This is a genomic window from Roseburia sp. 831b (assembly GCF_001940165.2).
GTDB lineage: Bacteria > Bacillota > Clostridia > Lachnospirales > Lachnospiraceae > Roseburia.
On sequence record NZ_CP135162.1, the window covers coordinates 1,930,219 to 1,955,680 of the forward strand.

At 41.5% G+C, this 25,462-nt stretch carries 22 protein-coding genes and 2 tRNA genes; 5 read left to right on the forward strand and 19 right to left on the reverse strand.

Annotated features, from left to right (window positions below; genetic code table 11):
* Window positions 1–110 precede the first annotated feature (110 nt).
* From BIV16_RS08830 to BIV16_RS08860, 7 genes are all read right to left on the reverse strand, one after another.
* Window positions 111–1,301, reverse strand: a complete 1,191-nt coding sequence (locus BIV16_RS08830) for a DUF1002 domain-containing protein (RefSeq protein WP_075681879.1) — start codon at window positions 1,299–1,301, stop codon at window positions 111–113.
* 76 nt (window positions 1,302–1,377) lie between these two features.
* Window positions 1,378–2,322, reverse strand: a complete 945-nt coding sequence (locus BIV16_RS08835; RefSeq protein WP_075681815.1) for an alpha/beta fold hydrolase — start codon at window positions 2,320–2,322, stop codon at window positions 1,378–1,380.
* Window positions 2,323–2,334: 12 nt separating this feature from the next.
* Window positions 2,335–3,309, reverse strand: a complete 975-nt coding sequence (locus BIV16_RS08840) for a methyl-accepting chemotaxis protein (protein ID WP_075681817.1) — start codon at window positions 3,307–3,309, stop codon at window positions 2,335–2,337.
* Between the two features lie 13 nt (window positions 3,310–3,322).
* A complete protein-coding gene (gene recJ / locus BIV16_RS08845) occupies window positions 3,323–5,080 on the reverse strand; it encodes a single-stranded-DNA-specific exonuclease RecJ (RefSeq protein ID WP_075681819.1) in 1,758 nt (585 codons plus the stop codon).
* A gap of 5 nt (window positions 5,081–5,085) precedes the next feature.
* Entirely contained in the window at window positions 5,086–5,835 is a 750-nt protein-coding gene (gene truA / locus BIV16_RS08850; protein WP_075681821.1) for a tRNA pseudouridine(38-40) synthase TruA, read from the reverse strand.
* A gap of 180 nt (window positions 5,836–6,015) precedes the next feature.
* Window positions 6,016–7,278, reverse strand: a complete 1,263-nt coding sequence (locus BIV16_RS08855; RefSeq protein WP_075681823.1) for a peptidoglycan-binding protein — start codon at window positions 7,276–7,278, stop codon at window positions 6,016–6,018.
* Between the two features lie 95 nt (window positions 7,279–7,373).
* A complete protein-coding gene (locus BIV16_RS08860; RefSeq protein WP_075681825.1) occupies window positions 7,374–9,488 on the reverse strand; it encodes a PAS domain-containing hybrid sensor histidine kinase/response regulator in 2,115 nt (704 codons plus the stop codon).
* A 197-nt stretch (window positions 9,489–9,685) separates the two neighbouring features.
* Between BIV16_RS08860 and BIV16_RS08870 the strand changes: the two genes are divergently transcribed.
* On the forward strand, window positions 9,686–10,810 hold the full coding sequence (locus BIV16_RS08870; RefSeq protein ID WP_075679811.1) for an IS91 family transposase: 1,125 nt from the start codon (window positions 9,686–9,688) through the stop codon (window positions 10,808–10,810).
* A 233-nt stretch (window positions 10,811–11,043) separates the two neighbouring features.
* On the opposite strand, the gene BIV16_RS08875 is transcribed toward BIV16_RS08870, so the two are convergent.
* From BIV16_RS08875 to BIV16_RS08890, 4 genes are all read right to left on the reverse strand, one after another.
* Window positions 11,044–11,424, reverse strand: coding sequence for a BlaI/MecI/CopY family transcriptional regulator (locus tag BIV16_RS08875; RefSeq protein ID WP_075681827.1), 381 nt, complete (start codon window positions 11,422–11,424; stop codon window positions 11,044–11,046).
* Between the two features lie 189 nt (window positions 11,425–11,613).
* Window positions 11,614–13,431: a glutamine--fructose-6-phosphate transaminase (isomerizing) gene (gene glmS / locus BIV16_RS08880; protein WP_075681829.1), complete on the reverse strand. Its 1,818-nt coding sequence runs from the start codon at window positions 13,429–13,431 to the stop codon at window positions 11,614–11,616.
* Window positions 13,432–13,452: 21 nt separating this feature from the next.
* Window positions 13,453–13,644, reverse strand: a complete 192-nt coding sequence (locus BIV16_RS08885; RefSeq protein ID WP_075681831.1) for a hypothetical protein — start codon at window positions 13,642–13,644, stop codon at window positions 13,453–13,455.
* Window positions 13,645–14,014: 370 nt separating this feature from the next.
* On the reverse strand, window positions 14,015–15,079 hold the full coding sequence (locus BIV16_RS08890) for a branched-chain amino acid aminotransferase (RefSeq protein WP_075681833.1): 1,065 nt from the start codon (window positions 15,077–15,079) through the stop codon (window positions 14,015–14,017).
* A 296-nt stretch (window positions 15,080–15,375) separates the two neighbouring features.
* Between BIV16_RS08890 and BIV16_RS08895 the strand changes: the two genes are divergently transcribed.
* A complete protein-coding gene (locus BIV16_RS08895; protein ID WP_075681835.1) occupies window positions 15,376–15,882 on the forward strand; it encodes a flavin reductase family protein in 507 nt (168 codons plus the stop codon).
* A 44-nt stretch (window positions 15,883–15,926) separates the two neighbouring features.
* Here the strand turns inward: BIV16_RS08895 and ilvN are convergent, their stop codons facing one another.
* The 5 genes from ilvN to thyA all read right to left on the reverse strand — a co-directional run bounded on the left by ilvN (window position 15,927) and on the right by thyA (window position 20,721).
* Window positions 15,927–16,439 carry an acetolactate synthase small subunit gene (gene ilvN, locus BIV16_RS08900; RefSeq protein WP_075681837.1) on the reverse strand — a complete coding sequence of 171 codons (513 nt, stop codon included), beginning with the start codon at window positions 16,437–16,439 and terminating at the stop codon, window positions 15,927–15,929.
* Between the two features lie 14 nt (window positions 16,440–16,453).
* Window positions 16,454–18,175: a biosynthetic-type acetolactate synthase large subunit gene (gene ilvB / locus BIV16_RS08905; RefSeq protein ID WP_075681839.1), complete on the reverse strand. Its 1,722-nt coding sequence runs from the start codon at window positions 18,173–18,175 to the stop codon at window positions 16,454–16,456.
* Window positions 18,176–18,286: 111 nt separating this feature from the next.
* Window positions 18,287–19,237, reverse strand: a complete 951-nt coding sequence (locus BIV16_RS08910) for an AEC family transporter (protein WP_075681841.1) — start codon at window positions 19,235–19,237, stop codon at window positions 18,287–18,289.
* 65 nt (window positions 19,238–19,302) lie between these two features.
* A complete protein-coding gene (locus BIV16_RS08915; RefSeq protein ID WP_075681843.1) occupies window positions 19,303–19,794 on the reverse strand; it encodes a dihydrofolate reductase in 492 nt (163 codons plus the stop codon).
* A gap of 78 nt (window positions 19,795–19,872) precedes the next feature.
* Complete coding sequence (gene thyA / locus BIV16_RS08920; protein ID WP_075681845.1) at window positions 19,873–20,721, reverse strand: thymidylate synthase; 849 nt, start codon at window positions 20,719–20,721, stop codon at window positions 19,873–19,875.
* A gap of 377 nt (window positions 20,722–21,098) precedes the next feature.
* Between thyA and BIV16_RS08925 the strand changes: the two genes are divergently transcribed.
* Entirely contained in the window at window positions 21,099–21,341 is a 243-nt protein-coding gene (locus tag BIV16_RS08925; protein ID WP_075681847.1) for a hypothetical protein, read from the forward strand.
* A 130-nt stretch (window positions 21,342–21,471) separates the two neighbouring features.
* Here BIV16_RS08925 and BIV16_RS08930 read toward each other — a convergent pair whose 3' ends face one another.
* Window positions 21,472–22,068 carry a hypothetical protein gene (locus tag BIV16_RS08930; protein ID WP_075681849.1) on the reverse strand — a complete coding sequence of 199 codons (597 nt, stop codon included), beginning with the start codon at window positions 22,066–22,068 and terminating at the stop codon, window positions 21,472–21,474.
* Window positions 22,069–22,277: 209 nt separating this feature from the next.
* Here BIV16_RS08930 and BIV16_RS08935 point away from each other — a divergent pair.
* Both BIV16_RS08935 and BIV16_RS08940 read left to right on the forward strand, forming a co-directional pair.
* Window positions 22,278–22,350, forward strand: a tRNA-Gly gene (locus tag BIV16_RS08935).
* A gap of 43 nt (window positions 22,351–22,393) precedes the next feature.
* Window positions 22,394–22,466 (forward strand) — tRNA-Gly (locus BIV16_RS08940).
* A 140-nt stretch (window positions 22,467–22,606) separates the two neighbouring features.
* On the opposite strand, the gene BIV16_RS08945 is transcribed toward BIV16_RS08940, so the two are convergent.
* Both BIV16_RS08945 and BIV16_RS08950 read right to left on the reverse strand, forming a co-directional pair.
* The gene (locus tag BIV16_RS08945; protein ID WP_075681851.1) at window positions 22,607–23,878 is read right to left on the reverse strand and encodes a hypothetical protein; all 1,272 of its coding nucleotides are present in this window, start codon (window positions 23,876–23,878) and stop codon (window positions 22,607–22,609) included.
* Window positions 23,879–23,899: 21 nt separating this feature from the next.
* On the reverse strand, window positions 23,900–24,739 hold the full coding sequence (locus tag BIV16_RS08950) for a hypothetical protein (protein ID WP_075681881.1): 840 nt from the start codon (window positions 24,737–24,739) through the stop codon (window positions 23,900–23,902).
* Window positions 24,740–25,462: the final 723 nt, after the last annotated feature.

Here is a 25,462-nt window from a genome sequence, read left to right on the forward strand (position 1 = left end):
TTGAAAGAAGTATTTATTTTTTACCATGGTGTTCTTTTTTTGTTTTTTGCAAAAAAATATCGCCAGCCATAATATGACTGACGATAACGTTTCTTTTTTCTATTGTTTTCTTAGGAGAATAAATTCTTAAAGAAATCTCCAATCTTTGTAAATACATTTGAGAAGAAATTACCAATGCTCTGGAACACACCGGAGACATCTGTATTTCCACCCTTAAAGGAATTGTACAAAGAGGATGCATAATCTGCAAGCTTGTTTAAATCCACGCCGGATGCAATCAGTTTTAAGACAAAGTCAACAATCTGCTGTCTGTCTTCATCGGATAAGGTTACACCATATTTTTCACATGCCTGGTCGATGGCATCGTTGATACTTGCCTCATCTTTGATATCATTTTGTGCAATCAGAGTCTTTACATAGGCGATGAACTCTTCTACCTGTTCGTTGGTAAGTCCATCGAGGGAATCCTCTAACTGACCTGTGATAACAAGCTCGTTTAATGCGGTATCGACTACATCATCCTGAATCGTCTCACCTGTCATTTCCGTATATGCTTTAAAAATTCCAACCAAGGCTGCGGTACCGGAAAGATTGCATGGACCTGCTACGATAATATCTGCATCTGTGATTCCTGCTGTTGTAAGCGCATTCTTATACATACCAACGGTACAGTAATTGATATTATTGGTAGAAACATTCAGTCCGTTTCCTTTGTCTCTTTGCACAATTACAACAGAAGAAAGTGATTTGGTTCCGATTGCGCTAGAGGAAATATACTGATCCAGATACTGGTGTTCTTCCTGGTTTGTCACAGTCACAACATCATACTGATCTAATGCTGCAGGGTCAATTCCCATCAAAGAAAGTACGGTATTCTTCTGCGCCTCTGTCAAATCTGCGCCAAGTGCAAGATAAGGTTTGTCATTTTTCTTAATCTCAACCTTGTCACCTTCGCCAGTCTCCGTAGAAGCGTTCTGTGCCTCTGTCTCGGTGGATTTTGAGGAGCTATCGTCTGTGGAAATATTTCCTTCTACCTTGGAACTATCGTCCGTAGAAACATTTCCCTCCACTTTGGAGTTGTCTGTTGTCTTCTGATTCTCATCTGTTGTTTCAGAAGAAGCTGCATCTGTTGTGGTATCATCTGCTGCATCACTTGATGTTGCAGCGTCTGTTGTTGTCTCACTTGTAGCTGCCTCCGTCGTATCAGATGTATCTGTATCTTTTGCAAACACACCGACTGTTGATGTCATTACAATTGTAGTTGTAAGTAAAAGACTTACCCATTTTTTTAAATTCTTCATTTCAATCTCCATTCCTGTGTGTGAAAAATGTGTCACACCAACTTCATTTTCAGGCAACCTGCCACAAAGATGTTCCTTAGGTGTCAATTCGAACCATCATCCACGCTAAGATATCTTCAAAAACCTGCTGTCTGTCCGGCTCATTCAAAATCTCATGACGGTCGTTCTCATAGAGCTTCCATGTAATATCACAAGAACCTGCTTCTTTAAACATGTTGTACACTCTTTTTACGCCTTCGCCCATATCACCAACCGGATCCTCTGCTCCTGACACTAAAAACAGTGGAAGTTTTGCCGAAACTTTCTTCACATTCTCCATCTGGTTATCAAACAAAACAGCTTCCATCAGTCCCTTGTATCCATTTACCGTAAAAAGGAACGTACATCTCGGGTCCCCGTAATACTTCTTTACATCCGCCTCATTTTTAGACAACCAGCTGTTGCTATAATCTTTTCCTGTTAAATCATATCTATGATATGGTTTGCTGTAAGAAAGCTGCTGCAGCAATTTACTTCTATGATGCCATCCACAGAATTTTGCAAGTATATTGCACACTTTAAGACCTAATTTGGTAGTGTTATCCGGAACACTTCCGGTTCCCATGATAATCGCACCTCTTAAGTTCTCATGATGAAATGCTAAATATTTTCGAAGCATGTAAGAGCCCATACTGTGTCCTAACATAAAATATGGAACACCTTCGTTCTCTTTTTGAATCCGCTCACGGAGCTGATGCATATCCGCAACCAAAGTATCGCTTGGATTCTCCTCGCAGAAAAATCCCCAGTCCGCTTCACTTTGAATCGACTTGCCGTGGCCTAAATGATCATGACCGACCACCATAAATCCTTTCTGTGTCAGGAACTGTGCAAACTCTTCATAGCGTTCTATGTACTCAATCATTCCGTGTGTAATCTGTAAAATTGCACGGTATTCCCCTGATTCTGGAATCCATTTCACTGCATGGATGTTGGTTTTTCCATCTTTTGATAAAAATGAAAACTCTTCCTTTGTTGCCATAATTATTCCTCCTTATGAATCCTTATCATTCCCCACTCCCTCTATTGTAACAGAATTCATGACCTCTTTGCAAATATTCTCTAATTCTTCGCAGCATTCTCTTTGATCCATGAACTCTTCTCCGATTCCTTCCATCTGAAGTAAAATCGATTCCTGTCTGTCAATCGTCTCCTTTTCTTTTTCTAAGAAAGAAGCTGTCGCATCGAGTGCATCCTGCAGGTAGGCAGTCTTTAGATGTCCGCCCTCTTGTTTGTAATGGTCTACTTCAACCATGCTCTCCTTTAATACACGTCCCATTGCAACATTGTTATCGCGCAGTAAGGTATTTAAGTGTTTCACCTGCTCCTCAAGCTCTTGATTCTTCTCCTGTGCAGCCTTTAATTGCGCTACAATTGTAGTTGCAGTCTCTTCGTACTGATTGGAAAAGGAACGGATTTCCTCGGCTGCATCTACAAACTTTCTTCCGCTCTCACCCATTCTGCCTGCCTCAATCGCTGCATTTAAGGACAGAACACTCATATTTTTGGCATACTCAAGCATTTTCTCTGTCGCCTGCTTTATCGTCTCCTGCTGATTTCGATTGGAAAGCACATAATCCGTTAAATATTTCGCCGGTGTTGTAAAGTGTTTGTTCTGCTCCACAATTTCCTGGATTTCATCGCGCTGTGCGCTCATTTTTTCCACAAAAAGTTCCTGCTCTTTGTTTGCCTTCTGCAAAATACCAAGCGCCTCATTTAAATCATCGGATAACTTTTTTGCCTCGGAACAATTCTGTTCGGATGTCTCCTTAACCACTTTTACATGGGAAACCACCTCTGTCAATTCCGTATCCATCTGTGCGCGTGATGCTGTCATTCTTGCAAAATGTTCTACCACGTCATCCTGCTTCTTTGCTACAAGCTCTACCGCCTGTTGTTTCTGCTGTAACTGCTGCTTTACCTCTTGCAGCTCTGCTGCTATTGCTTTGTCTTTTTTTGTGCCAAACATGAAAAACCTCCTGCTACTGATAATTTTTAATCACTGCCTGAACGGTCTTAACACCCTTATATTCATTCAGATTTGCCTGGTAAACCATTGACATCCGTATCGGATTCTCTCTTCCTTGCAGTGCCTTCTTCCAACTCTCTTCCCCATATTTTACCACATAATGGTGGATAAAGTCTTCTATATCCTCAAAATATACCGCAGAAATTCGTTCCCCAGATTCCGACATTAAATTCAGCCGTAATACTTTTTTGGTGGTTCCCAAAATCATTGCCTTTGTAATTGCTACATTCCGCTCTGCAAAAAGTGGTTTCGTATTCCCTTTTCCAAAAGGTTCTAACCGTTCTATCTCATGAACGAGATGCTCGGAAAGATAGGAAAACGGAAGCTGCATATCGATTCTAACTTTTTGCACCATATCCTCCTCCTTAAGAGGCGAAAGTTCGTTGATTCTTTTCCGGAAAGCATCCACATCCTCCTCTTTCATGGAAAGACCTGCCGCCATCGGGTGACCTCCGAATTTTGTAAAAAATTCCTGGCACTTGCACATCTCTTCGTACATCGAATATTCTTCGATGGAACGCCCGGAACCTTTGACGCCGTCAGCACTTCTTGTTAAAACAAACACGGGCTTGTGAAAACTTTCACGAATCCGCCCTGCTATGATTCCCGCCAAACTCTCATGCACATCCGGCAAAAACAGTACCAGCACGGTATCGCGCGCATTTTCTTTTTCCACCTGGCATTTTGCCTCTTCTACCCCTTGTTCTGTCATTTCTTTTCTCTGGGTATTCAGTTCTACCAGCTCTGCTGCTAACAATGCTGCCTTTGCAGCGTCCTCCTGCTTAAAAAGCTCTAACGAGCGCTTCGCCGTATCAATTCTTCCGCTTGCATTGACACATGGTCCAAGCACAAACCCGATGTGATATGCCGTAATATCCTCTGGATTTAATTTGTTTCGCAAAATCAAAGCCCGCATGCCCATATTCTGTGTGTGATGGATTCGCTTCAATCCTTCTTTTACCAGAATCCGGTTCTCATCCACCAAATCCATGACATCGCCTACGGTAGCAAAGCCAACATGCTCTAAAAAGCAGTCACATTCACTCACATCAAATCCCATCTTTTCATATAAAACCTGCATCGTCTTCCACGCCACTGCTGCCCCGCAAAGCTTATCGAACGGATAGTTACAGTCTGGCTGCTTTGGATTGACAATCGCATCCGCCTGACTTTTCTTATAGACTCTTCCCTGCTTTGTCTCCTCATACGGAATATCGTGGTGGTCCGTCACTAAAACAGTCATGCCAAGGGATTTTGCATACGCAATCTCACTGATTGCCGAGATACCGTTATCACAGGTTAAAATCGTATCAATTCCGTCCTCGTATGCCTCTTTTATGAGGTTCTCATTTAAACCATACCCATCCGTCAGACGCTCCGGCAACTTGGTTGAAACCTCCGCTCCACAGCGTTTTAGGGATTTCCACAAAATATAGGTTGACATAACACCATCCGTGTCGTAATCGCCGATAATCCTGATTTTTGCATGACTCTCTATTTTTTCTATTAAAATATCCGTAAGCTTTTCCACATCTTTGAAAAGATGCGGGTCATACAAATCTTTTCTGGAGCCGTTCAAATATTTTTCAATCTCTGCATCGCCCTTAATCTCGCGGTTTCGTATCAGACGTGCCAGAACAGGGCTAATCTGGAAACGCTCTCCGATTCCGTTAAAATCTGCGCCTTTCTTTAGCACAAACCATTTTTCCATCTATCTTAATCTCCATTCTCATATCGTACTTCTTTTAACAGCAAGCCCTGTGGTGGTGCAGTATAACCGGCAAATTCCCTGTTTTTTCCGTCCAGAATCTTTGGAATCTCTTCCACTTCACGCCGGTTACTTCCAATCTCAATCAAAGTTCCTGTCAGAATCCTTATCATATTTTGTAAAAATCCGTTTCCGGTATAAGATATGACAATATCGTCTTTTTCTTTTTCCACCTGAATCTGATAAATTGTGCGCACAGTCGACTTTTTCATCTTCTTATTTCCACAAAAAGATGCGAAATCATGCGTTCCCGTCAAAAGTGCTGCCGCCTTTTTCATGCGGTCTATATCCAGTTTTTCCTCATACTGGTAACTGAATCTTCGTCCAAACACGTCGGGGATTTTGCTGTTATGTATTCTGTATACATACGTTTTCTCTATCGCCTGATAGCGGCTATGGAAACGCTCGTCCACCTCCTCAATGGAAATGACTGCTATGTCCTCCGGCAGATACTGATTCAGGGTAGCAAAAATCTCATCCTTTGACCAATGTTCCTCTAACTTGAAGTTTGCGACCTGCCCTGCGGCATGCACGCCTGCGTCTGTTCTCCCGGAGCCAATCACCTCAACCACATGACCTGCCATGTTCGATAACACATGCTCTAATTTTCCCTGAATCGTGGCATCTGTCGACTTCTGCCCCTGCCAGCCTTTATAACGTGTTCCATCATACTGTATGATAATCTTGTAATTTTTCATCTTAATCGCATTGCCTTTCTACACAAATCAAAAAGTGCTGTTTCCACAACGTCACAGCACTTTTTGATTCTTCCTGTCTTCTATTTTACCACAATTTTTCCTAGAAACCAACACTTTAACCATCCTTGATTCCAAGCGGCTTTTTCCATAACCAAAATGTATAAAAACTGCGTTATGCAATCAAACCAGCTCGGCAATTCTAGAAACCGCAACGTAGATTTCCGATATTTTATACCAGGTACGGTAATCGACAATTCCTGTTACCGGGAGACCAAAAATCGACTGGAACTTTTCAACCGCCTGCTTGGTTGCCTGCCCGAAAATGCCATCCGGTGTAATCCTTGGAATTGCCGGATAAGACTGGGAAATCCGCAAAAGCTGTTCCTGCATCTGGCGCACCTTATCCCCGGTAGAGCCCACCATAAGGTCTACCCTTGGCCACGAGGACGGAATTCCTGATATTTCCTCCGCCACATTGATAAAAATACTGTTTCCATAATAGTAGCGCAGAATCTCAATCGCAGAATAATTCTGGTCACCTAAATATTTGCTGCCCCACTGGCTTAACCAGTTACTGCAGGTGACACGCTGCCCGTCACAGTACTGTGTTAAGATTGGCTGGCTTACATTCGGTCTGGACAGATAATTTTCGAACATCTCATCGACAATGTCTGAGATACGGTCGAAAATATTTCTTCCAAACGACCACTTCTGGTCGTATGCCGTCGAGGAGGTAATCGTAAAATTATAACCTTTGTTCCGGTACCACTCCGTGTATACACGATTCATGGTAAACGACATAATTGCTAAAATGTTGGCACGCAGTGTCGCATCCGGCCATGTCGCATAAATCTCACTGGATGCCACATTTTTGATGTAATCTTTATAGCGGACATAATAATCCATCGCAGTTGAATCACCTGGTGCACCGTCATGGACAATCACATACTCCGGCACAACAACCCTGCTTAAAACTATCTCCCCCGACTCTGCAATCGGCTTAATTTCAGATTCTGCAATCTTTGCCGGATAATCTCCAAACAGGGTATTTACCGGTATCACAATGGTATCAATCGGGTTTCCCGGTGCATTTTCCTCCTGCAGCCTTACCTTCTGCAATGCGGTCTCGTCAGAAAAGATTTCAATACCGCTAACAGTAATCGGGCGATATCCTTCAGCAGTGACACGCACCGTGTACTGTGAGAATGGTTGTGTTTCTGATGGCTCCATCGAGTATTCAAGTGGAGGCGCAGCAAGGTCCAGCAACTCTGTCTGTCCTGATTCATTCGTGTTCACTTCCTCTATATTTTGTTCTGGGTCTCCGGAGTAAGACAACTCCACTTTTGCATTCTTAATCGGGGTCTGATTCACAGATGTCACAACGTCAACCTGCAGTCTTCCCTTGTCTATATTCTCGTTTTGCATCCCTTTTAGATTCTGCATGTTACTCTCACCTAATCTCATTCGGTATAGTTTATGCAACATAAAAAAAAGTGATAACCTTTTCCCTAAAGTTACCACTTTTCCTTCTTATCTAACTACATTTTTAAATGCATCTGAATCGTCTCAAACAAAAGCGTCGGGTCAATTGGCTTTGTCAAAAAATCTGACATTCCCGCATCAAATGCCTTTCTCTTATCTTCTTCAAATGCGTTTGCAGTCAATGCAATAATCGGAAGATCTTTTACATCCGCCCGCTTCATTGCACGGATTTTTCTTGTCGCCTCTAGTCCATCCATAAGCGGCATCCTGACATCCATTAAGACAACATCGAATGCAAACGGCTCACTCTTTTCCATCATTTCCACCGCTTCTTTTCCATTGACGGCCTTTTTCACCTGGATTCCCTTGCTTTTTAAAAGACGCTCTAGAATCATCATATTTAAGGAATTATCCTCCACGACGAGCGCATGGCATTTCTGGTAAGATACGGTTTCATCGAGTCTTACCATCTTTCTCTTCTTTTGACAAATCTGCTCCTTAGTCGCAAACGGAAGGACAAGATGAATACGAACCGTCGTTCCCTTATCAAGCTCACTTTCAATCGAAATTATACCGTCCATCAGGTAGATGATATTTTTTACAATGGCAAGTCCCAATCCGGTTCCGTTATAGGCTCCACCTATATCATTTTCCCGCTCAAATGGAAGCATCATTTTCTTCTGGAATTCTTCACTCATTCCACATCCGGTATCCTGAATCACAAAATTGCACGCAATATAGTCTTCTGTCGCGCTTCCATATTCCTCTTTATAGACAACCGTTCCACCTTTTGGCGTATATTTTACCGCATTGGATAGAATATTGAAAAAGATTTGGTTAAACCGGATCTTATCGACATAAAACGGCGCGATATGCGCTCCTTTTTGCATGATAAACTCAAGTCCTTTTTGCTGACAGAGCGGTTTGAAAATACATTCAATATAATTCCAGTATTCCTCCTGCTCGTACACCTCAGGATGAAGTTCTAACTTTCCATTTTCAATACGGGACATATCCAAAATATCGTTGATAAGCCCCATTAAAAAATCGCTTGCTGTCTCGATTTTTTGCAAATCATCTAAGACATCGCCCTCGCTTGCCCCGGTGTAGTCCTCTCTTGCAATTCGTGTCATATTGACAATCGCATTCATCGGTGTACGAATGTCATGGCTCATATCCGACAAAAACTGTGTCTTTGCCTGGTTTGCATTCTGTGCCTTTTTCTGCTCCTCAATGTCAATGCAATTACACATGTATTTTCTTTTCACAGATGTCATCTCGGAAAGATAAATGCTTCCTAGCACCCAGACATTTGTGCCATCTTTTCTTTTGATGCAAACCTCACATTTTCCTTCGTCCCCGACCTTCTGCAAGGAATCAATCATCGTCCTGATTTTGTTCGCATCGACAAAAATATCCTCTAGCCGCCAAAATCTATTTGCTAACATCTCCTGTTCTGTGTAGCCAAACAGACGCAACCCATTGTTATTGATGCTGTTAAAATGATAATAAAAACCGTCCGTCTCACATTCAAACAGGCCGCACTGCACCGTATCGTAAATCTCTTTGTATTTGGCACTTAAAATGAGCATCTCTTTTCCATCTAAAATCTGCTGGATTCTGACATTCGAAAACAGATAGTGAAAAAAGATTCCAAGAACGGCAAAAATCGCTGCATTTGTGATGTCCTTGTAGGAATAATATGGCGACTTCACATGGTAGGAAAGCGCACCAAACGCAAACGCAACCAGCGTAATCACACTGGTCATAAAAATTGGATGACCACTCAAAATTATCGCAAGCAAAATCATGGCGATTGGAACGATGACACCTTTACTGTCCACGCTCAAAAACACACTGATGTAGATTGCAAACGCTTCAATAATCACAATCACAACACTAAACAGAATTTCTAGAATCCGGTCTAAATATTTTCCGTGTCCACTTGTTGCAAACACAAGCCCTACGCTGCTGACAAGCGCTAACATATACGCTGGAAATGCCGCCGGATTCGGATCCGATAGATATGCCGCAATTACCATAAAAATTGTAATCAGGCAAAACCCGTGGGCAAACTTCCGGTTGCTGATTGAGATATCCTTTTTCACTGATTTATAAACTTCCGGTGAATATCCATAATAACAGACATCCTCTATGATTTTCTTAATCATTCTAATCTCCATTCAAACATTTTCATACGATTCCTCTAATTCCTAAATATACCATTTCTTTCCATTTATGACTAGAGATATTGCAAAAATGTGTAAAATAACATAAAAAAGTGTCTTCGACACTCTCAACTCCCCTAGCCCCTCATTCATGAGGGGTAGGGGTTTTCTTATCTCCTTCTTTATTGTAAAATTCTATTATGAATATATTACAATCCATCTTTACCGATTATTATGAACACATCATTTACCAACTCCATCCTCGTCCTGCTGTCATTGAAAATGTCAACAAGATGATTCATTGTGGTGACTCTTCTCACGGTGGTGCCATGTATGGCTGTCCTCACTGCGGAAATCTTAAATTTGTTCCCTTTCGCTGTAAAAGCCGTTTTTGCCCTTCCTGTGGAAACAAATACAACCAGCTTCGTTCTTTTCAGATGTCCTGCAAGCTCGTTTCCTGTGTTCACCGCCATTGTGTTTTCACCATCCCAGAGGAACTCCGCATTTATTTTCTCAAAGACAGGTCTCTCTTAAATTGCTTATTTCATTCTGTCCGTGACGTTGTCCTTCGTATGTTTTCCAAAATGAATAAAACTGAAAACTTTACTCCCGGATTTATCTGTGTTCTTCACACCTTTGGGCGTGACTTAAAATGGAATCCCCATATCCATGCCCTCATCTCTGAAGGCGGTGCTGGCAACATCACTCCCTGGCGTCCTGTCAAACACTTTGATTACAACTTTCTTCGTAATGCCTTCCGCAAAGTGCTGCTTGAACAGCTCTCCTTCCGTATTGGTCCCACCTTTCGTAAAGTTAAAAATGAAATGTACACAAAACACTCCAATGGTTTTTATGTTCGTGCAAAGCCAAATCTCTGCACTCCTGATATTACCATTAAATACATCAGCCGATACCTCGGCAGGCCTGTTATCGCCACATCACGTATTGATTATTATGACGGCGAAAATGTAACCTTTCATTACACCAGACACGAAGACAACAAAACAGTTACTGAAACCATCCCTGCTTTGAACTTCATCCAAAAACTAATTGTACACATCCCCGAAAAACATTTCAAAATGCTTCGCTACTATGGGATATATGCCAAACATCATAAACAGGAAAAGAATCTCCGTAAATGTATTTCTGCTGAAAAACAACATTTCCTGCGTTCTATCCAGGACTGGCGGCACTCCATTCTTCTCTCTTTCGGATACGACCCTCTCTGCTGTTCCGAATGTGGCACTTCTATGTTGGTTTTAGAAGTTTACCACAAAAAAACTGCACTATTTGAACAATATCGAAAGGTTATGGGATATGGATAACTCCATGCTCATAGTAATTCTTTCTCCATAGTCAGATAGTGCAGCTGTCCTAAACCAAAACAAAAAACTTCATAAACAACGTCATGGCGAATCCACCATTCGCTCTTTTGTCATGTCATTTTTTATTTCAAGTTCATTATACACTATTTCTGACTGTTTGAGAAATTTCCTATAAAGTAAAAAAGAAGCGGTATTACCACCACTTCTTTTATGTGTTCCACTGTTTTCCATAATTATACGTTTTGAACAGAAACCTGCTCTTTTACTTCTCTTTTCTGCTGTTTGGTGAGCACATCACTCTCAAACAATCCTTTTACAAAAGTAGCTGCATCCCCATTGTTCCAGAATCCAAAGTAGTCTTTTAAAATCTGATCGCGGAACTGCTCTTTTGTCACCTTCGGATGATAGTAAAAATATCTTCCTTTCCGATGCATTTCAAGAAATTCTTTCTTGACAAGACGTACCAAAAAAGTAGACACGGTCTGCTGTTTCCAACCTTTTTTGTATGTTTCATTTACAATACTTGTAATCTGCGAAACCCCTAAATCTTCTGCACTATCCCAGATACATTTCATAACAACCTGTTCACATTCTGATAATGAATATTCTTCCATTTGTTATCCTCCTTCGACTGACTACTTTTGTAATTAGTATACCATTTCTAACTACAATTTTCAACCAATCGAGGGGTCAAAAGCACTATACAATTCGGCAATTTGTATACTGTTTTCGCACTTTTTCACACAATTTGACCTGGAAAGAACCAGGCACACTTTTCCATCTGTTTTTTGATTCATTGCCGCCTATTCTACGGTGACAACTTTTGCAAGATTTCTAGGCTTATCAACATCATATCCTTTGTCGGCGGAGACATAGTAGGCTAACAACTGTAAGGCAACCGATGCCGGAATTCCCATAAATGCATCGCGCACATTTGGAAGCGCAACCGTCTCATATTCCTTTGTAGTAGGGTCCTGCAAGGATTCTTTGATGAATAAGACCACATCTGCTCCTCTGGAACGAACCTCCTTGATATTGGAAAGCTCTTTTTGCTTTAATTTTTCCTGTGTAATCAGGGCAACCACCGGCGTATCCGTTGTGATAAGCGCAATCGGTCCGTGTTTTAACTCACCGGATGCATAAGCCTCCGAATGAATGTAGGACACCTCTTTTAACTTCAGGGAACCTTCGAGCAGCAATGCATAATCGAGTCCTCTTCCAATCATAAACAAATCTTTTGCAGTAATCACGTTTTTGGCAATCAGGTGAATCTGTTTTTTGTTTGCCAACACCTGTTCTACCGCCGCCGGGACCTGTTCAAAATCACGGATATAGGATTTTACCTCATCCTCACTCATTTTTCCTCTGATATAGGCAATTCGCGCTACCAGAAGATAAAAAACAGTAAGCTGGGTTGTATAAGCCTTCGTGCTTGCCACCGCAATCTCAGGACCTGCGTTGGTGTAAAGGACATAATCGCTCTCTCTTGAAATGGAGGAACCTTTTACGTTCAAAATAGACATGCAGGTTGCACCCTTTTTCTTTGCATATTTTAATGCCTCTAACGTATCAATCGTCTCGCCGGACTGTGATACTGCAACTACAAGTGTCTTTTCATCCACCACTGGATCCGCATACATAAACTCGGATGCAAGCTCCACATCAATGTGCATCTGCAGCATGGATTTCACCAGAGACTGCGCAATCAATCCTGCATGCATTGCCGTTCCACATGCCACCACACAGATTCGCTCACAGTTTTTCAGAACGGAATCTGGCAGTCCATCCTTGGAAAAATCCGGGAATCCATCTACAATACGTCCTTCCATCGTCGCACGGATTGCGTCTGGCTGTTCCATGATTTCTTTTTCCATATAAAAAGGATACGCTCCCTTTTCGCTGCTGTTTAACTCCCAGTCTGCCACCTGATATTCCGGTTCTACCGTCTCACCTGTCAGTGTAGACAAGCGCACTCCGTCCTGCAGCAGCTCTAAAATATGATATTCCGGTACCACAAAATAACGGTTCGTAAACCGGCAAAGCGCTGTCACATCTGACGCAAGCATAGCACCTGCCTCACTGTATGTTGCGACGATAGGGCTGACATTTCGAATGGAAAAAATTCTTCCCGGCTGATCTGCAAAAAGCATCACAAGTGCAAAGGTTCCTTTCAAAACTCCAACTAATTTTGTAATTGCTTCATCCGGATTTCCCTTGTAAAAATGATTCAATAACGCTGCTGCAACCTCTGTATCCGTCTCCGATACCAGCTCATTTTCCAACTCATATTCTTTGGTAAGCTCTTTGTAATTCTCAATGATTCCGTTGTGCACCAATGTAACTTTTCCAACCTGATGCGGATGTGCATTCAAATCACATACCCCACCGTGTGTTGCCCATCTGGTATGACCAATCCCGTATGTTGCGTCCTGACCGAGCGAACCGCACTTTTTTCTTAAATCTGCCACTCTGCCCGCGCACTTGCAGACAGACACGGTTCCCTCTTTCTCTCCATACGCAATACCGGCACTGTCATATCCTCGATATTCCAACAGTTCCAGTGCGTCTAAAATTACGTCTCTTACCTTTTCTTTTCCTGTATAACCAATAATTCCACACATAACTTTTCCATCTTTCTATTATTATTTTTTATTCTTCATTCTCAAAATTCTGCCTTTTCTGGTTCTTGGTTCCAAAATCTGGCTCTCTTTTTCAATTCTTGATTTTGACTTTTCATCTTCCTTATACCGTATTTGTTTTGCAGTCACCCGCATATTTGCCGGTATATCTCGCAGGGAAGTCCACGGAAGGGCATCCGCCGAATTTTCGATCACCCTTCTCCTCGTCAACCTGTCAACGCAGGTACATGGCGCTAAATGGAAAAGTATGCATTCTGGTTCACATTCCAGACCAAATTGTGTCAAAAAGTATGATTTAGTTTTCAAGGTACGTCACCTACTATACTATTTATGCGTCAAAAACGCAAGTGTGCATTTGTTCCGGCATGCGCGCTTGTTTTCCCTTGCTACTTATACAAACAAAAATAGCGTAGCAACCAGGGGATTCTCTCAGGAAAGAGATTCTCCTAATTGCTGCGCTATTATCTGCTATACTACCATCGCGCGAGAGGTTTTTGAATTGCACACTCTGATTACTGTATTACAAGTACTCAACCTTTCACATTCTGACTTCAATATGTTTTTCTTATTTTACTTCTGTTGTCCAGCCATATTTGTCTTCCAGACGTCCCCACTGGATTCCTGTTAAGGTATCATATAATTTCTGGGTTAATTCACCAATTTCAAAATTATTGATTGTGACAACATCATCTTTGTAACGAAGTTCTCCGACTGGTGAAATAACAGCTGCAGTACCGGTTCCGAATACTTCTTCCAAAGTACCATCATGTCCTGCTTTCATTAAGTCATCGATTGATAATCTTGTCTCATTTACTTTATAACCCCAGTCTCTTAATAAACGAATCATGGAATCACGTGTAACACCAGGAAGAACAGTTCCTTCGATTGGTGCTGTATAAATCTCGCCGGCAATCTTGAACATGATGTTCATGGTACCAACTTCTTCTACATATTTACGATGTTCTCCGTCTAACCAAAGAACCTGTGCATATCCCATCTTTTCAGCTTTTACCTGTCCTAAAATAGAACCTGCGTAGTTACCACCACATTTTGTGAATCCGGTACCACCTTTTACGGCACGAACAAGTTCATCTTCTACTAAAATCTTAACCGGGTTAAGACCTGCTGCATAATATGCTCCTACTGGGCAGCAGATAATCATGAATTTGTAAGCGCTTGCCATGTGAACACCAAGTGCTGCTTCTGTTGCAAACATAAATGGTCTGATGTAAAGAGAAGTATTTGGCTCTGATGGAACCCAGTCCTCTTCTACTTTTACAAGTGCTTTTACAGCTTCCACGAACATATCAACCGGGAATTCCGGCATGCAAAGTCTTGCGTTGGAGTTAATCATTCTCTTTGCATTCATCTCTGGACGGAATAACTGAATCTTACCTTCTGCTGTACGGTAAGCTTTCATTCCCTCGAATGTCTCCTGTGCATAATGTAATGTCACACAGGCTGGATCCATTGTGATTGGTCCTTCTGGAACGATTCTTGCATCCTTCCATCCTTCTTCTTTTGTCCAATCCATAACGAACATATAATCCGTCATGTATTTACCAAATCCTAAATTCTTCTGGTCTGGTTTTTCTTTTAATACATCTCTTTTTACAAATCTGATATCCATAATCGATGCCTCCAAATTTCAATTCTGAGACTCATTATGATACTTTCTTTTTAGGGTGTCAAGATTATTCCAAACGCTTATAAGCATTATGAATTTTAGTTATAGCATTGTACATTTTCCATAATCACAAATTATCAGTCTCGTTTTTTGATGATTTCGTCCGTTTTCGCCCATTTTAAACCATTCGTGAAACATTTTGCTATAATGAACATAGTTTCTATCTTAGGAAACCTTGTCAAAAAATCCAATGATTTCTTTTTGACAGTGAAATCTTATATACGAAAGAAGGAATTATCATGCATACATTTCAACCTTATCCGATCAATTCCGTAGAATTCAATCCATTTGCCCAGATTGGACAATGTTGGGCAATGATTACCGTCGGAAATAAATTACAGGCCAATTGTACCACCGTAAGCTGGGGTGGTGTCGGTGTAATGTGGAGTAAGAATGTCGCCTTTCTTTTTTTACAGGACTCCCGTTATACCAAGGAGCTCATCGATGAAAATGAATTTCTTTCCATCTCTTTTTTGAGCGAGCAATACAAAAATGCCATGAAATACTGCGGTTCTGCCTCAGGACGGGACGAGGATAAATTTAAAAATGCGGGCTTTACGCTCGCATTCCGCCACAGCATCCCTTATATCGATGAGGGAAACTGCGTTCTCCTATGTAAAAAGCTTTCTGCCACACCTATCTCGCATGAGTCCCTGTTAGACCCGTCTTTAAAAGAAAAATGGTATTCCAACGGGGATTATCATACGATGTATATTGTAGAAATTATCGAAGCAATGGCGCGATAATTCTCTATAAATAGCAGGATGATTATGTACAGATAGCACAATCATTATCTGCAGGAGGTGCTGATAGATTCTATCGCAACGGCGCCTCCTCTTACCACTTCGATGTGTTTAAAGGTCGACTTCAACAGCGCTATCAACTCATTATTTCTGCGCTCTGTCATCATACATTCTAACAAGACGCTGTCATTTCCAATATCCGCAACTGTCACATTCGAAATCTGGGTGTTGAACACCTGTGCAATCCGGAACGCCTCCTCTTTTTCAGACGCATTGATTGACAAAATTTTCACAAACAAAATCTCCTTCATGTGAATCGGAACATCCGTCAAATCGATTACCTTAATAACCTCTACCATACGGTTCAACTGTTTTTTAATCTGCTCAAACGTGATATCATCACTTTTTACGCAGATGGTCATTCGCGACATAGTCTCATCTTCTGTCGTACCAACGGTAAGACTCTGTAAATTATAACTTTTTCCGGAAAAAAGATCTGAAACCTTTGCCAGGACACCAACCTGATTTTCTACATACAATGCAATCCATCTATTCTTCATGATCTCTCCTCCTTTTATTTTAAAATCATCTCACTCAGCGGATTTCCGCCTTTTACCATCGGAAGCACAATCTCATCCGTCGAAATCCGAAACTCAATAATCGTCGGTGCATCCTGATAAGTTTGGGCTTCCTCAAGCGCTGCCTTAATATCCGCTTCCTTTTCTACAAGAATGCCATGTGCACCATAACTTTTTGCAATCTGCATAAAGTCCGGTTCATACGGAGGACAGCCTGGATTTGGTCCTTTACAGTTTGCAGGACAGCTTCTTCGTCTCCGCAGGCAGGTCGCCTCATAACGTTTTCCATAGAAAAGCTGCTGCATCTGACGTACCATTCCAAGGTAATAATTATTCAAAAGACAGATGATAACCGGCGTCTCCTGTACGGCTGCCGTCGCCATCTCCTGGATATTCATCTGGAATCCGCCATCCCCTGTAATGCAGACAACCGGTGTGTTGCGGTTGCCAATTTTTGCCCCGATGGCCGCTGGAAAACCGAATCCCATCGTTCCAAGACCACCAGAGGTAATCATCTGGCGCTTTTCATCGATATCAAGATACTGGGTTGCCCACATCTGGTTCTGCCCAACATCCGTTACAAAAATTGCCTCATCGAAGCTTTCATTAATCTGCTCCATAATCATCTGAGGCGTCATTCCTTTATCGCGTCTCATTTCAAGCGGATTGATTTCATCCCACTCTTTAATCTGTTTTCTCCATGCATCGGTATCTTTTTGTTCCGCCCATTCTAGCAAATGCTCTAAGGCAAGCTTTGCATCCGATACTACTGGAACATCTACCACTACATTTCTGGAAATGGACGCAGTATCCACATCAATATGTACGATTTTTGCCTTTGGCGCAAACTCATTCAAATCCCCCGTGATACGGTCATTGAAACGCGTGCCGATAGAAAATAACACATCGCACTCGCTGACTGCCTTGTTAGACGCATATTTTCCATGCATACCACAGTTTCCAATATACAAAGGATGTGTCGTCGGAATCGCGCCTTTTCCCATAATGGTTGTCACAATCGGGACCTGCATCTTCTCCACAAACTGTCTCATCAGGTCATTTGCTTTTGCAATATTGACACCTCCGCCTGCTAAAATCAACGGTTTTTTCGCTGACTTTAACAATTTGTATGCCTTTTTCAGCTGGCCAATATGTACCGTCTCATTTGGCTTATAACCACGAATCTGAACATGCTGCGGGTACTCGGCTGGTCCAGCCTCAACTTGGATATCCTTTGGTAAGTCCACCAGAACCGGTCCCGGCTTTCCTGTACTTGCAATGTGAAATGCCATTTTAATGATTTTTCCAAGGTCTTCCCGATTCTGCACGGTAACCCCATACTTTGTAACGCTTCTGGTCATACCAACGATATCAACCTCCTGGAACGCATCGTTTCCGATGAGATTCCTGGATACCTGACCGGTAAAACATACGAGCGGAATATTGTCATAATGTGCATCGGCAAGACCGGTAATAATATTCGTTGCACCCGGTCCGCTTGTCACAAGACAAACTCCGACTTTTCCAGTTGATTTTGCATAACCCTCTGCCTCATGAATCAGTCCCTGCTCATGTCTAGGTAGGACAACATCAATACCATCCTGCTTATACAATTCATCAAAAAGATCTGTGACCGTTCCGCCCGGATAACCAAAGACGACATCTACATGCTCTTCCTGTAAAGCTTTTACAAATAATTTTCTACCTGTGATATCCATATTGTCCTCCTTTTAATCTGTTTTTCCGTCCGTTTATGAAAAATAATAGCCTATTTTCCTACCTCATGCAAGACTTTTTTACGCTAAATTCCTAAAGAAAAACAGGACCGTTTAAATCAGTCCTGTTGTCTTTAGAATATAAATCCAGCCGGTCAGCGTGAATGCCGCTAAAAGCGTTGTCATAACGATGATGCTGGCGGTCAGTGTTCCATCATTTTTCATACTTTTTGCCATGATAAAGCAGCTCGGTGTCGTCGGTGAGGCAAGCATGATTAAAATTGCAATCATTTTTTCTCCGGTAAAACCTAACATTGCTGCCACCGGCAAAAGAAGAAGTGGCTGAATCACAAGTTTTATCAAGGATGCTGCGATGGTCGGCTTTAATTTTGCAAGAGCCTTTCTTCCCTCGAATCCTGCACCAATCACGACAAGCGCAAGCGGTGTTGCCATCTGTGCCACGGAATTGATTGTCTTCGTAAGAATGGTCGGCAGTTCAAACGACAGCAACGCCATAACAAGTCCAAGAAAAATTCCAATGATAATTGGATTCTTTAAAATATTGATGCAGGCCTGCTTGATTTTATCTGTATTGCGTTCATTTTTCTCGGCATCCGCTTCAAACGTAAGCACAATCACGGAGTAGATATTGTAAAGCGGCACTGCACTTACAATCATAAGCGGTCCCATCGCAGAACTTCCATAAATATTTTGAATAAAAGCAAGTCCCATTACCGCTGCACTGCTTCGGAAGGATGCCTGCACGAATGCACCGCGCATTGATTTTTCTTTTAAAAATAATTTGGTACCGCCCCAAATCAGCCAGAAACACGCCGTACTCGCGAGTGCACAAAAAAGAACATATTTTAGGTCAAACACTTCCCGGATATCAACACTTGAAATATCCCGAAACAGCATGAACGGAAGCGTGACCTTGAAGTTAAAACGGTTCGCCACCGTCACAAAGTCATCGTTTAACATTCCAATCTGCTTTAAACCCCACCCGATTACCATCACAAGAAAAATCGGGATTGTCACATTCACGCTGAAAATAAAATTTTCCATTTCCTACTTTTGCTCCTTTTTTGTGTACTCTCTTGTCAGCCGCCATTTCACTTTTTTTGTAACGGTTATTTTACTTTTTCATAGCGATAAAAATAGTATTCCAGGCTAAAATAGGTCTGTTCGTCGCTCTCTCCTGTCACTTTCCATTCTGGTTTTTCATCCAGATTCGGGAAGTATGCATCTGCTTCAAATTCGTAATCAATTCTGGTAACGTGAGCCACATCGCACTCATCTAAAAGCTGGCGGTAAACGCCCTCTCCGCCGATGACATAGATATCCTCGCTGTTGTATTTTTTTAGCTCCTCGTGAAGTTCGTCCAAAGAATGAACCATAATGGCTCCGTTTACCGCATAATTTTTATCATGGGTTAACACGATGTTGGTGCGGTTTTTTAACGGCAATCCATTTGGAAAGCTCTCCAATGTTTTTCTTCCCATTACCACAACTTTTCCTGTCGTTGTCTCACGGAAAAATTTCATATCTGCCGGAATGCTGACCAACAATTTGTTTTTCAGGCCGATTGCCCAATTTTTATCTACTGCAACAATTAAATTCATTTTTCTATCTCCTATCCGCCGATATGCCGGCTTCTCCCATCTTTCTTTACAGCTATAGCCACCTAACTATATTTGTAATTAGACTGCAATTGGAATATTTTTTACCTGTGGTCCTGTCACGTAATCTTCTATCTTAATGTCGTCCGTTGTAAACTGGTAAAAATCCTTGATTTCCGGATTTAACCAGAATTTTGGTGCCGGGTGCTGCTCTCTTTCAATCAGCTCCTTAATGATTGGAACATGACGGTCGTAAATATGCGCGTCCGCAATCACATGAACCAGTTCGCCGACTTTCATGTCACATACCTGTGCTAACATATGAAGTAACACGGCATACTGACACACATTCCAGTTATTTGCAGCTAACACGTCCTGGGAACGCTGATTTAAGATTGCATTCAACGTCAGTTTGTCGTCGCCTTTTTTCTGGGTCACATTAAATGTCATGCTGTAAGCACATGGGTATAAATTCATTTCATGAAGATCCTGATGGACATAAATATTTGTCATAATACGGCGGCTGAATGGATTATGCTTCAAATCATAAATGACACGATCCACCTGATCCATCATGCCTTCCTTATACTGGTGTTTCACTCCAAGCTGATAACCATACGCTTTTCCGATAGAACCATCTTCGTCTGCCCATTCATCCCAGACAGTACTCTTTAAATCATGGATGTTGTTGGATTTTCTCTGCCAGATCCATAACATTTCCTCGGTACAGGTCTTGATTGCGGTCTTTCGCAATGTGATTGCCGGAAATTCTTTTGACAAATCATAGCGGTTTACCACACCAAATTTCTTGATGGTGTACGCGCTTGTACCATCCTCCCAATGTGGGCGTACCTTCTCTCCTTCGGTACTGCATCCGTTTTCTAAGATGTCGTGGCACATGTCCACAAAAATTTTATCTGCTAAACTCATGTTTTTTATCCTCACCTTTCCTTTATTCCTATGGATTTAAGTGCCAAAAGGTAGTTCACAAATTCGTTGCTGAAAAATTGCACAAAGGCAAGACTTGTTTTGTGACTTTGGAAGAACATTAGAAAATCTTAGTATGCCCATATGTACTACTTGTAAGCTGCCTTTTGACACTCAAATCCATGGGATGATTTGCCCCATAACAGGGATTTTTCTTTTCACATTCTCTAGTGACCTATTGTACCCAATTTAGCGAAGATAAGCAAGTGCAAACTGCTTGCTTTTTCACCTTGAAAGTAGTATATTATTTTTATATGTTTTCACGTTATTTTCACAAATTACGGTTATGATACCGATAAACGAACTATAAGGAGAATGTCATGAGCCAGGAAAAAGTAGACCGTTATAAAAAAGAAAAAGCAAATCGTAAAAAAATCATGGCAAAGGAGAAATTTCAGCACCGTCTTGCCGTACTGTGTAGCTGTCTTGTTCTCGTTGCAATTTTAGGATGGGCCGGTTATTCCGCATACGGAATTTATGAAAAAAACAAACCAACCGTCACTACCTATGCGAATTTAGATTCCCTCAACAATTATTTAAGTACGTTATCATCTGAAAACTAAGTGCTTTTCTTATGTCTCAGATTTTGTGAGCGAACAAAGATTGCATCCTCGCGGAGCCTTTTACATGATAAGAGGGCAATAATAAAAATGACATGCAGACCGGATTATTCCGTATTTGCATGTCATTTTTTTATGTGGTTGGATTGCTCTCGGTCGATTGTACCTCTCCTGTTGTAGGACTGCTCTCGGTCGATTGTACCTCTCCTGTTGTAGGACTACTCTCGGTCGATTGTACCTCTCCTGTTGTCGGACTGCTTTCGGTTGTCTGCTCCTCCTTCAGCGTCTGAATGCCACCTTCCTCGACAACTGCCTTATCAAGAGCCTCTTTCACTGCATTAACTAAAACCGTAGTTGTATATTGATTTTCTGTTGTATATGTAATGTTTTCGAGTGACTGGTTTGCTAAAATCTGATCTCTTACCTGTTCCATTGTCGTCTCCATCAAAGGATACATCGTTGTTACAGTCTCACTCAAATTTACGAGGGAAATGGAATGAATCTGATTTTCTTCCACTACTACCTGCACATCCATGGTCTGATCCTGAAACGTAATCGTAGAAGTATACACTCCCGGCACATATTTTGCCGTTTCCACCGATGATTCTTCTTCTTTTGGAAGGAACATATAAAGCAGTAAAATGATAAGCAAAATGCCAAGTCCCACAAATATTGCTGTATAAATCAGTTCTTTCATATGAAGAACTACAATTTTCGTCTTTGCGCTCAATTCCAGACCTCCGTTTCTTACTTATTATAATCTATGAAACTTTTTTTCTTTTATTCAAAAAAGTAATCTTAAAATCTACTTTTCCGTTTTAAGCAGAAGCAAATTCTTGCCTCATTCAAAAAAGTTCTTTATATTTTAAAAAAGTTGTTGACAAATTGTTTTGGACATAGTATTATATCAAATGTGTCTGACACAACAGACAACAATATGCGCGAGTGGCTCAGTTGGTGGAGCACGACCTTGCCAAGGTCGGGGTCGCGGGTTCGAGTCCCGTCTCGCGCTCTCACAATTCTATATTTGATAAGTCTGATTTCAGACAACATATGCGCGAGTGGCTCAGTTGGTGGAGCACGACCTTGCCAAGGTCGGGGTCGCGGGTTCGAGTCCCGTCTCGCGCTCTTTTTATTTCCCGGTAGATTTAACAGGTGTTGAATGTGCTGGGATTTTTTTTTACTGTATTTGTTGGATTAGACAGAAAACCCCGGAGCTGCCACTCCGGGGTTTTCAAATTGTGCATCGCTTGGATACCATTTCTTTCTTAGCCTTCTATTTCTTCATTCTTTTCCATAACAACTGTTTTTCGACTCATTTTTTTCTTTAAAACGACCGTTATAACCGCAGCCACAATTCCTACACACCCTATTGCAATTATAATTACACTCCACAATGACAGCGGACAAGTCTGCTTTATTTCTTTCGTCTTTAATACTTCTTTACATACAGTGCATTTTTTTACCTTTTCACCTTTGGAAAATGCCTTTGGCTCTTTTGTTACTTCCCATTTTCCTTCCGTATGCCCTGTTGCCGTTATTACTTCTTCATTGGTATCTCCACAACGAGAACATTCGAAAACATTTTTTCCACCCTTTGTACAAGTTGCTGCAACCGTTGCTGACGAAACGTAGTCATGACCTAATGCAGGAATTTCTTCCTCCTTTGTAGCTCCGCTTAATTTATTTGTGTAGACGGTTTTTCCTGCTTCTGTACAAGTTGCTGCAACGGAGTCTGTTTCTTCCCAACCTGCTTCATAATCTTCCTTCGTCACCAAATTCTTCTGACGAATATATCCTTTTCCATCATGATATGTAATTTCATACATTCCGTTGGAATAAAGCCCGGTTACTTCAACCTCTGTTCCAATGTCATAAGTTTCATTTTCCTTTGAAGCTGAATAAGAGTCATACACGGATGTATCCGTATTCACAACCACATAAGTTCCTGTCACAGATTCATCTTTTGTCGGTTCTGATTTTTGTTTTGTGTCAGTTTTTGAATTTGAGTCGGCTGTGTTTTTCTGTCCGGCAGATTCGTTACCAGAAGAAGCCGATGCATCATTTGTGGAAGGCGTATTACTTGGTGCAGGAGCGCTGCCTGCAGGCAAAAAATCTTGTGGAATATAGCCACCCTGTTTTAACAAATCAACGTAGCCAAGCATATATCCATGATTCAATGCATACTCAATCGCTTCCGTTGTAAATCCCTGCATGGTTGTCATTTGGTATAAAGATGCATCTATCTCGGATGGTGAGATTCCAACTGCAACCGTTCCATAAATTGTATCATCAGCGCTTCCAGGAATGAAATCTCCATCATAACCAGAAGAGTAGCATTTTACCTCACATGGATTTGCCACACACATCGAGCTTACTAAAACAGCGACTGCACAACCGAATCTTATTACTTTCTTCCTTTTTAATTTCACGTTAATATGATGTAACTTTTTCTTGATTTTACTGTTCTTTCCCGTTTGGCAGAAACATTCTACCATTTTTTCCTGACAAGTCACCTTATATTTCATACAAATTTTCATTTTATTTTTTCCACTGTTTTTTCACACCAAATACTTCTCTATCAGCTTCTCAACCACTCCCATATTGAGCACATAATCTGCCATCTCATACGTTACAATCAACTTCTCTCCGATATCATATCCAGCCTCTGTATATGCTTCTATTTTCTTCAACGCCTTTTTGCAATACTCCGCCTGTCCCATCATTCCAAAATGCTCCCATCTTATCTCTTTTCTTGTCCGCACATTCAGGCAGGTGAAGTCAGGATAGACTTTTCCCAGCTTAGGCAGTGCAAGCGGACATTCATATTTATAAGGGATTCCGCACAAAAACAGCTTATCCGCAATTATTTTCTCTGATTTGGAACGGACACGCTCACCCTTTTCTGTGTAAATCTCCTGTGTACCCTCCTCGAAATGCTTTCCCACAAAAGGAACCGACATCCATTCTTTTACATATTCCTCCTCCGTCTGTGTCCATGAGCGAACCCATCGCCTACGATATGGTGTAGTTTTTTCATAACATTCTGCAACCTTTTTCGGCTGATAGTCCTCTAAAAACTTATGAATTGCAGCAATTTCCCGTTCCACTTCTGCTAGCACACTTTTGTCATAGTCGCGTTGTGATATTTTTTTTACAATCTCCTGGTCTGCTCTTTTTACATATTTTCCTCTTGGATATTGCACGGCGTTCTCTGGGGTTTTCACATAATATTGTATCTGATTGCGGTTATGGGCTGCCCGCAGTGTTCCCTCCGGTGCATTTTTCAGGCTCCTTTGCACCTGTTTTCTTAATTCCAAAAGTTCTGCCACTCTTCGTTCTAATTCTTCTGTGACGATGTCTTTCGTGTACCCTTGTTTTTCCTTCCTAACGTCTTTCATGTGTTCTTCTCCTTTTCTTGTGATTTTTTTATGTAAAACCTTATTTCTTTTTTGATTGCATGCCTTCATCACTTTTGGCAGATTTGTCTATTATTCCGCTTACATTGTTTTTTATCTGCTTTTGCTGAAAATTGCATGCCTGATTGACTTTTTATCCATTTAGGCACGCGCATCTGACCTCTTCCTTTCCCGTCTGGGCGTGCCTCATAGCTTATTTCTGGTAAAAAGCATGTATTTTTCAGGAGCTCATCGGCATCCTTTCGGTGCCTAAAGACACTTTCTTGGTTGTAGGCATGCATTTTTCTTATTCACTTTGCATGCCTGATGGCTTATTTCTTCTAATAGGCACAGCGGATTCTCTAAACCCTCTTGGCTGCGCACATGCCTTTTATCCTTTTTCTTGCAATTGGCACAGCGGATTCTCCAAACCCTCTTGGCTGCGCACATGCCTTTTATCCTTTTTCTTGCAATTGGCACAGCAGATTCTTCTAATCCTCTTGGCAGCGCACATGCCTTTTATCCTTTTTCTTGCAATTGGCACAGCAGATTCTTCTAATTCTCTTGGCAGCGCGCATGCCTTTTATCCTTTTTCTTGCAATTGGCACAGCAGATTCTTCTAATTCTCTTGGCAGCGCACATGCCTTTTATCTTTTTTCTTGCAATTGGCACAGCAGATTCTTCTAATTCTCTTGGCAGCGCGCATGCCTTTTATCCTTTTTCTTG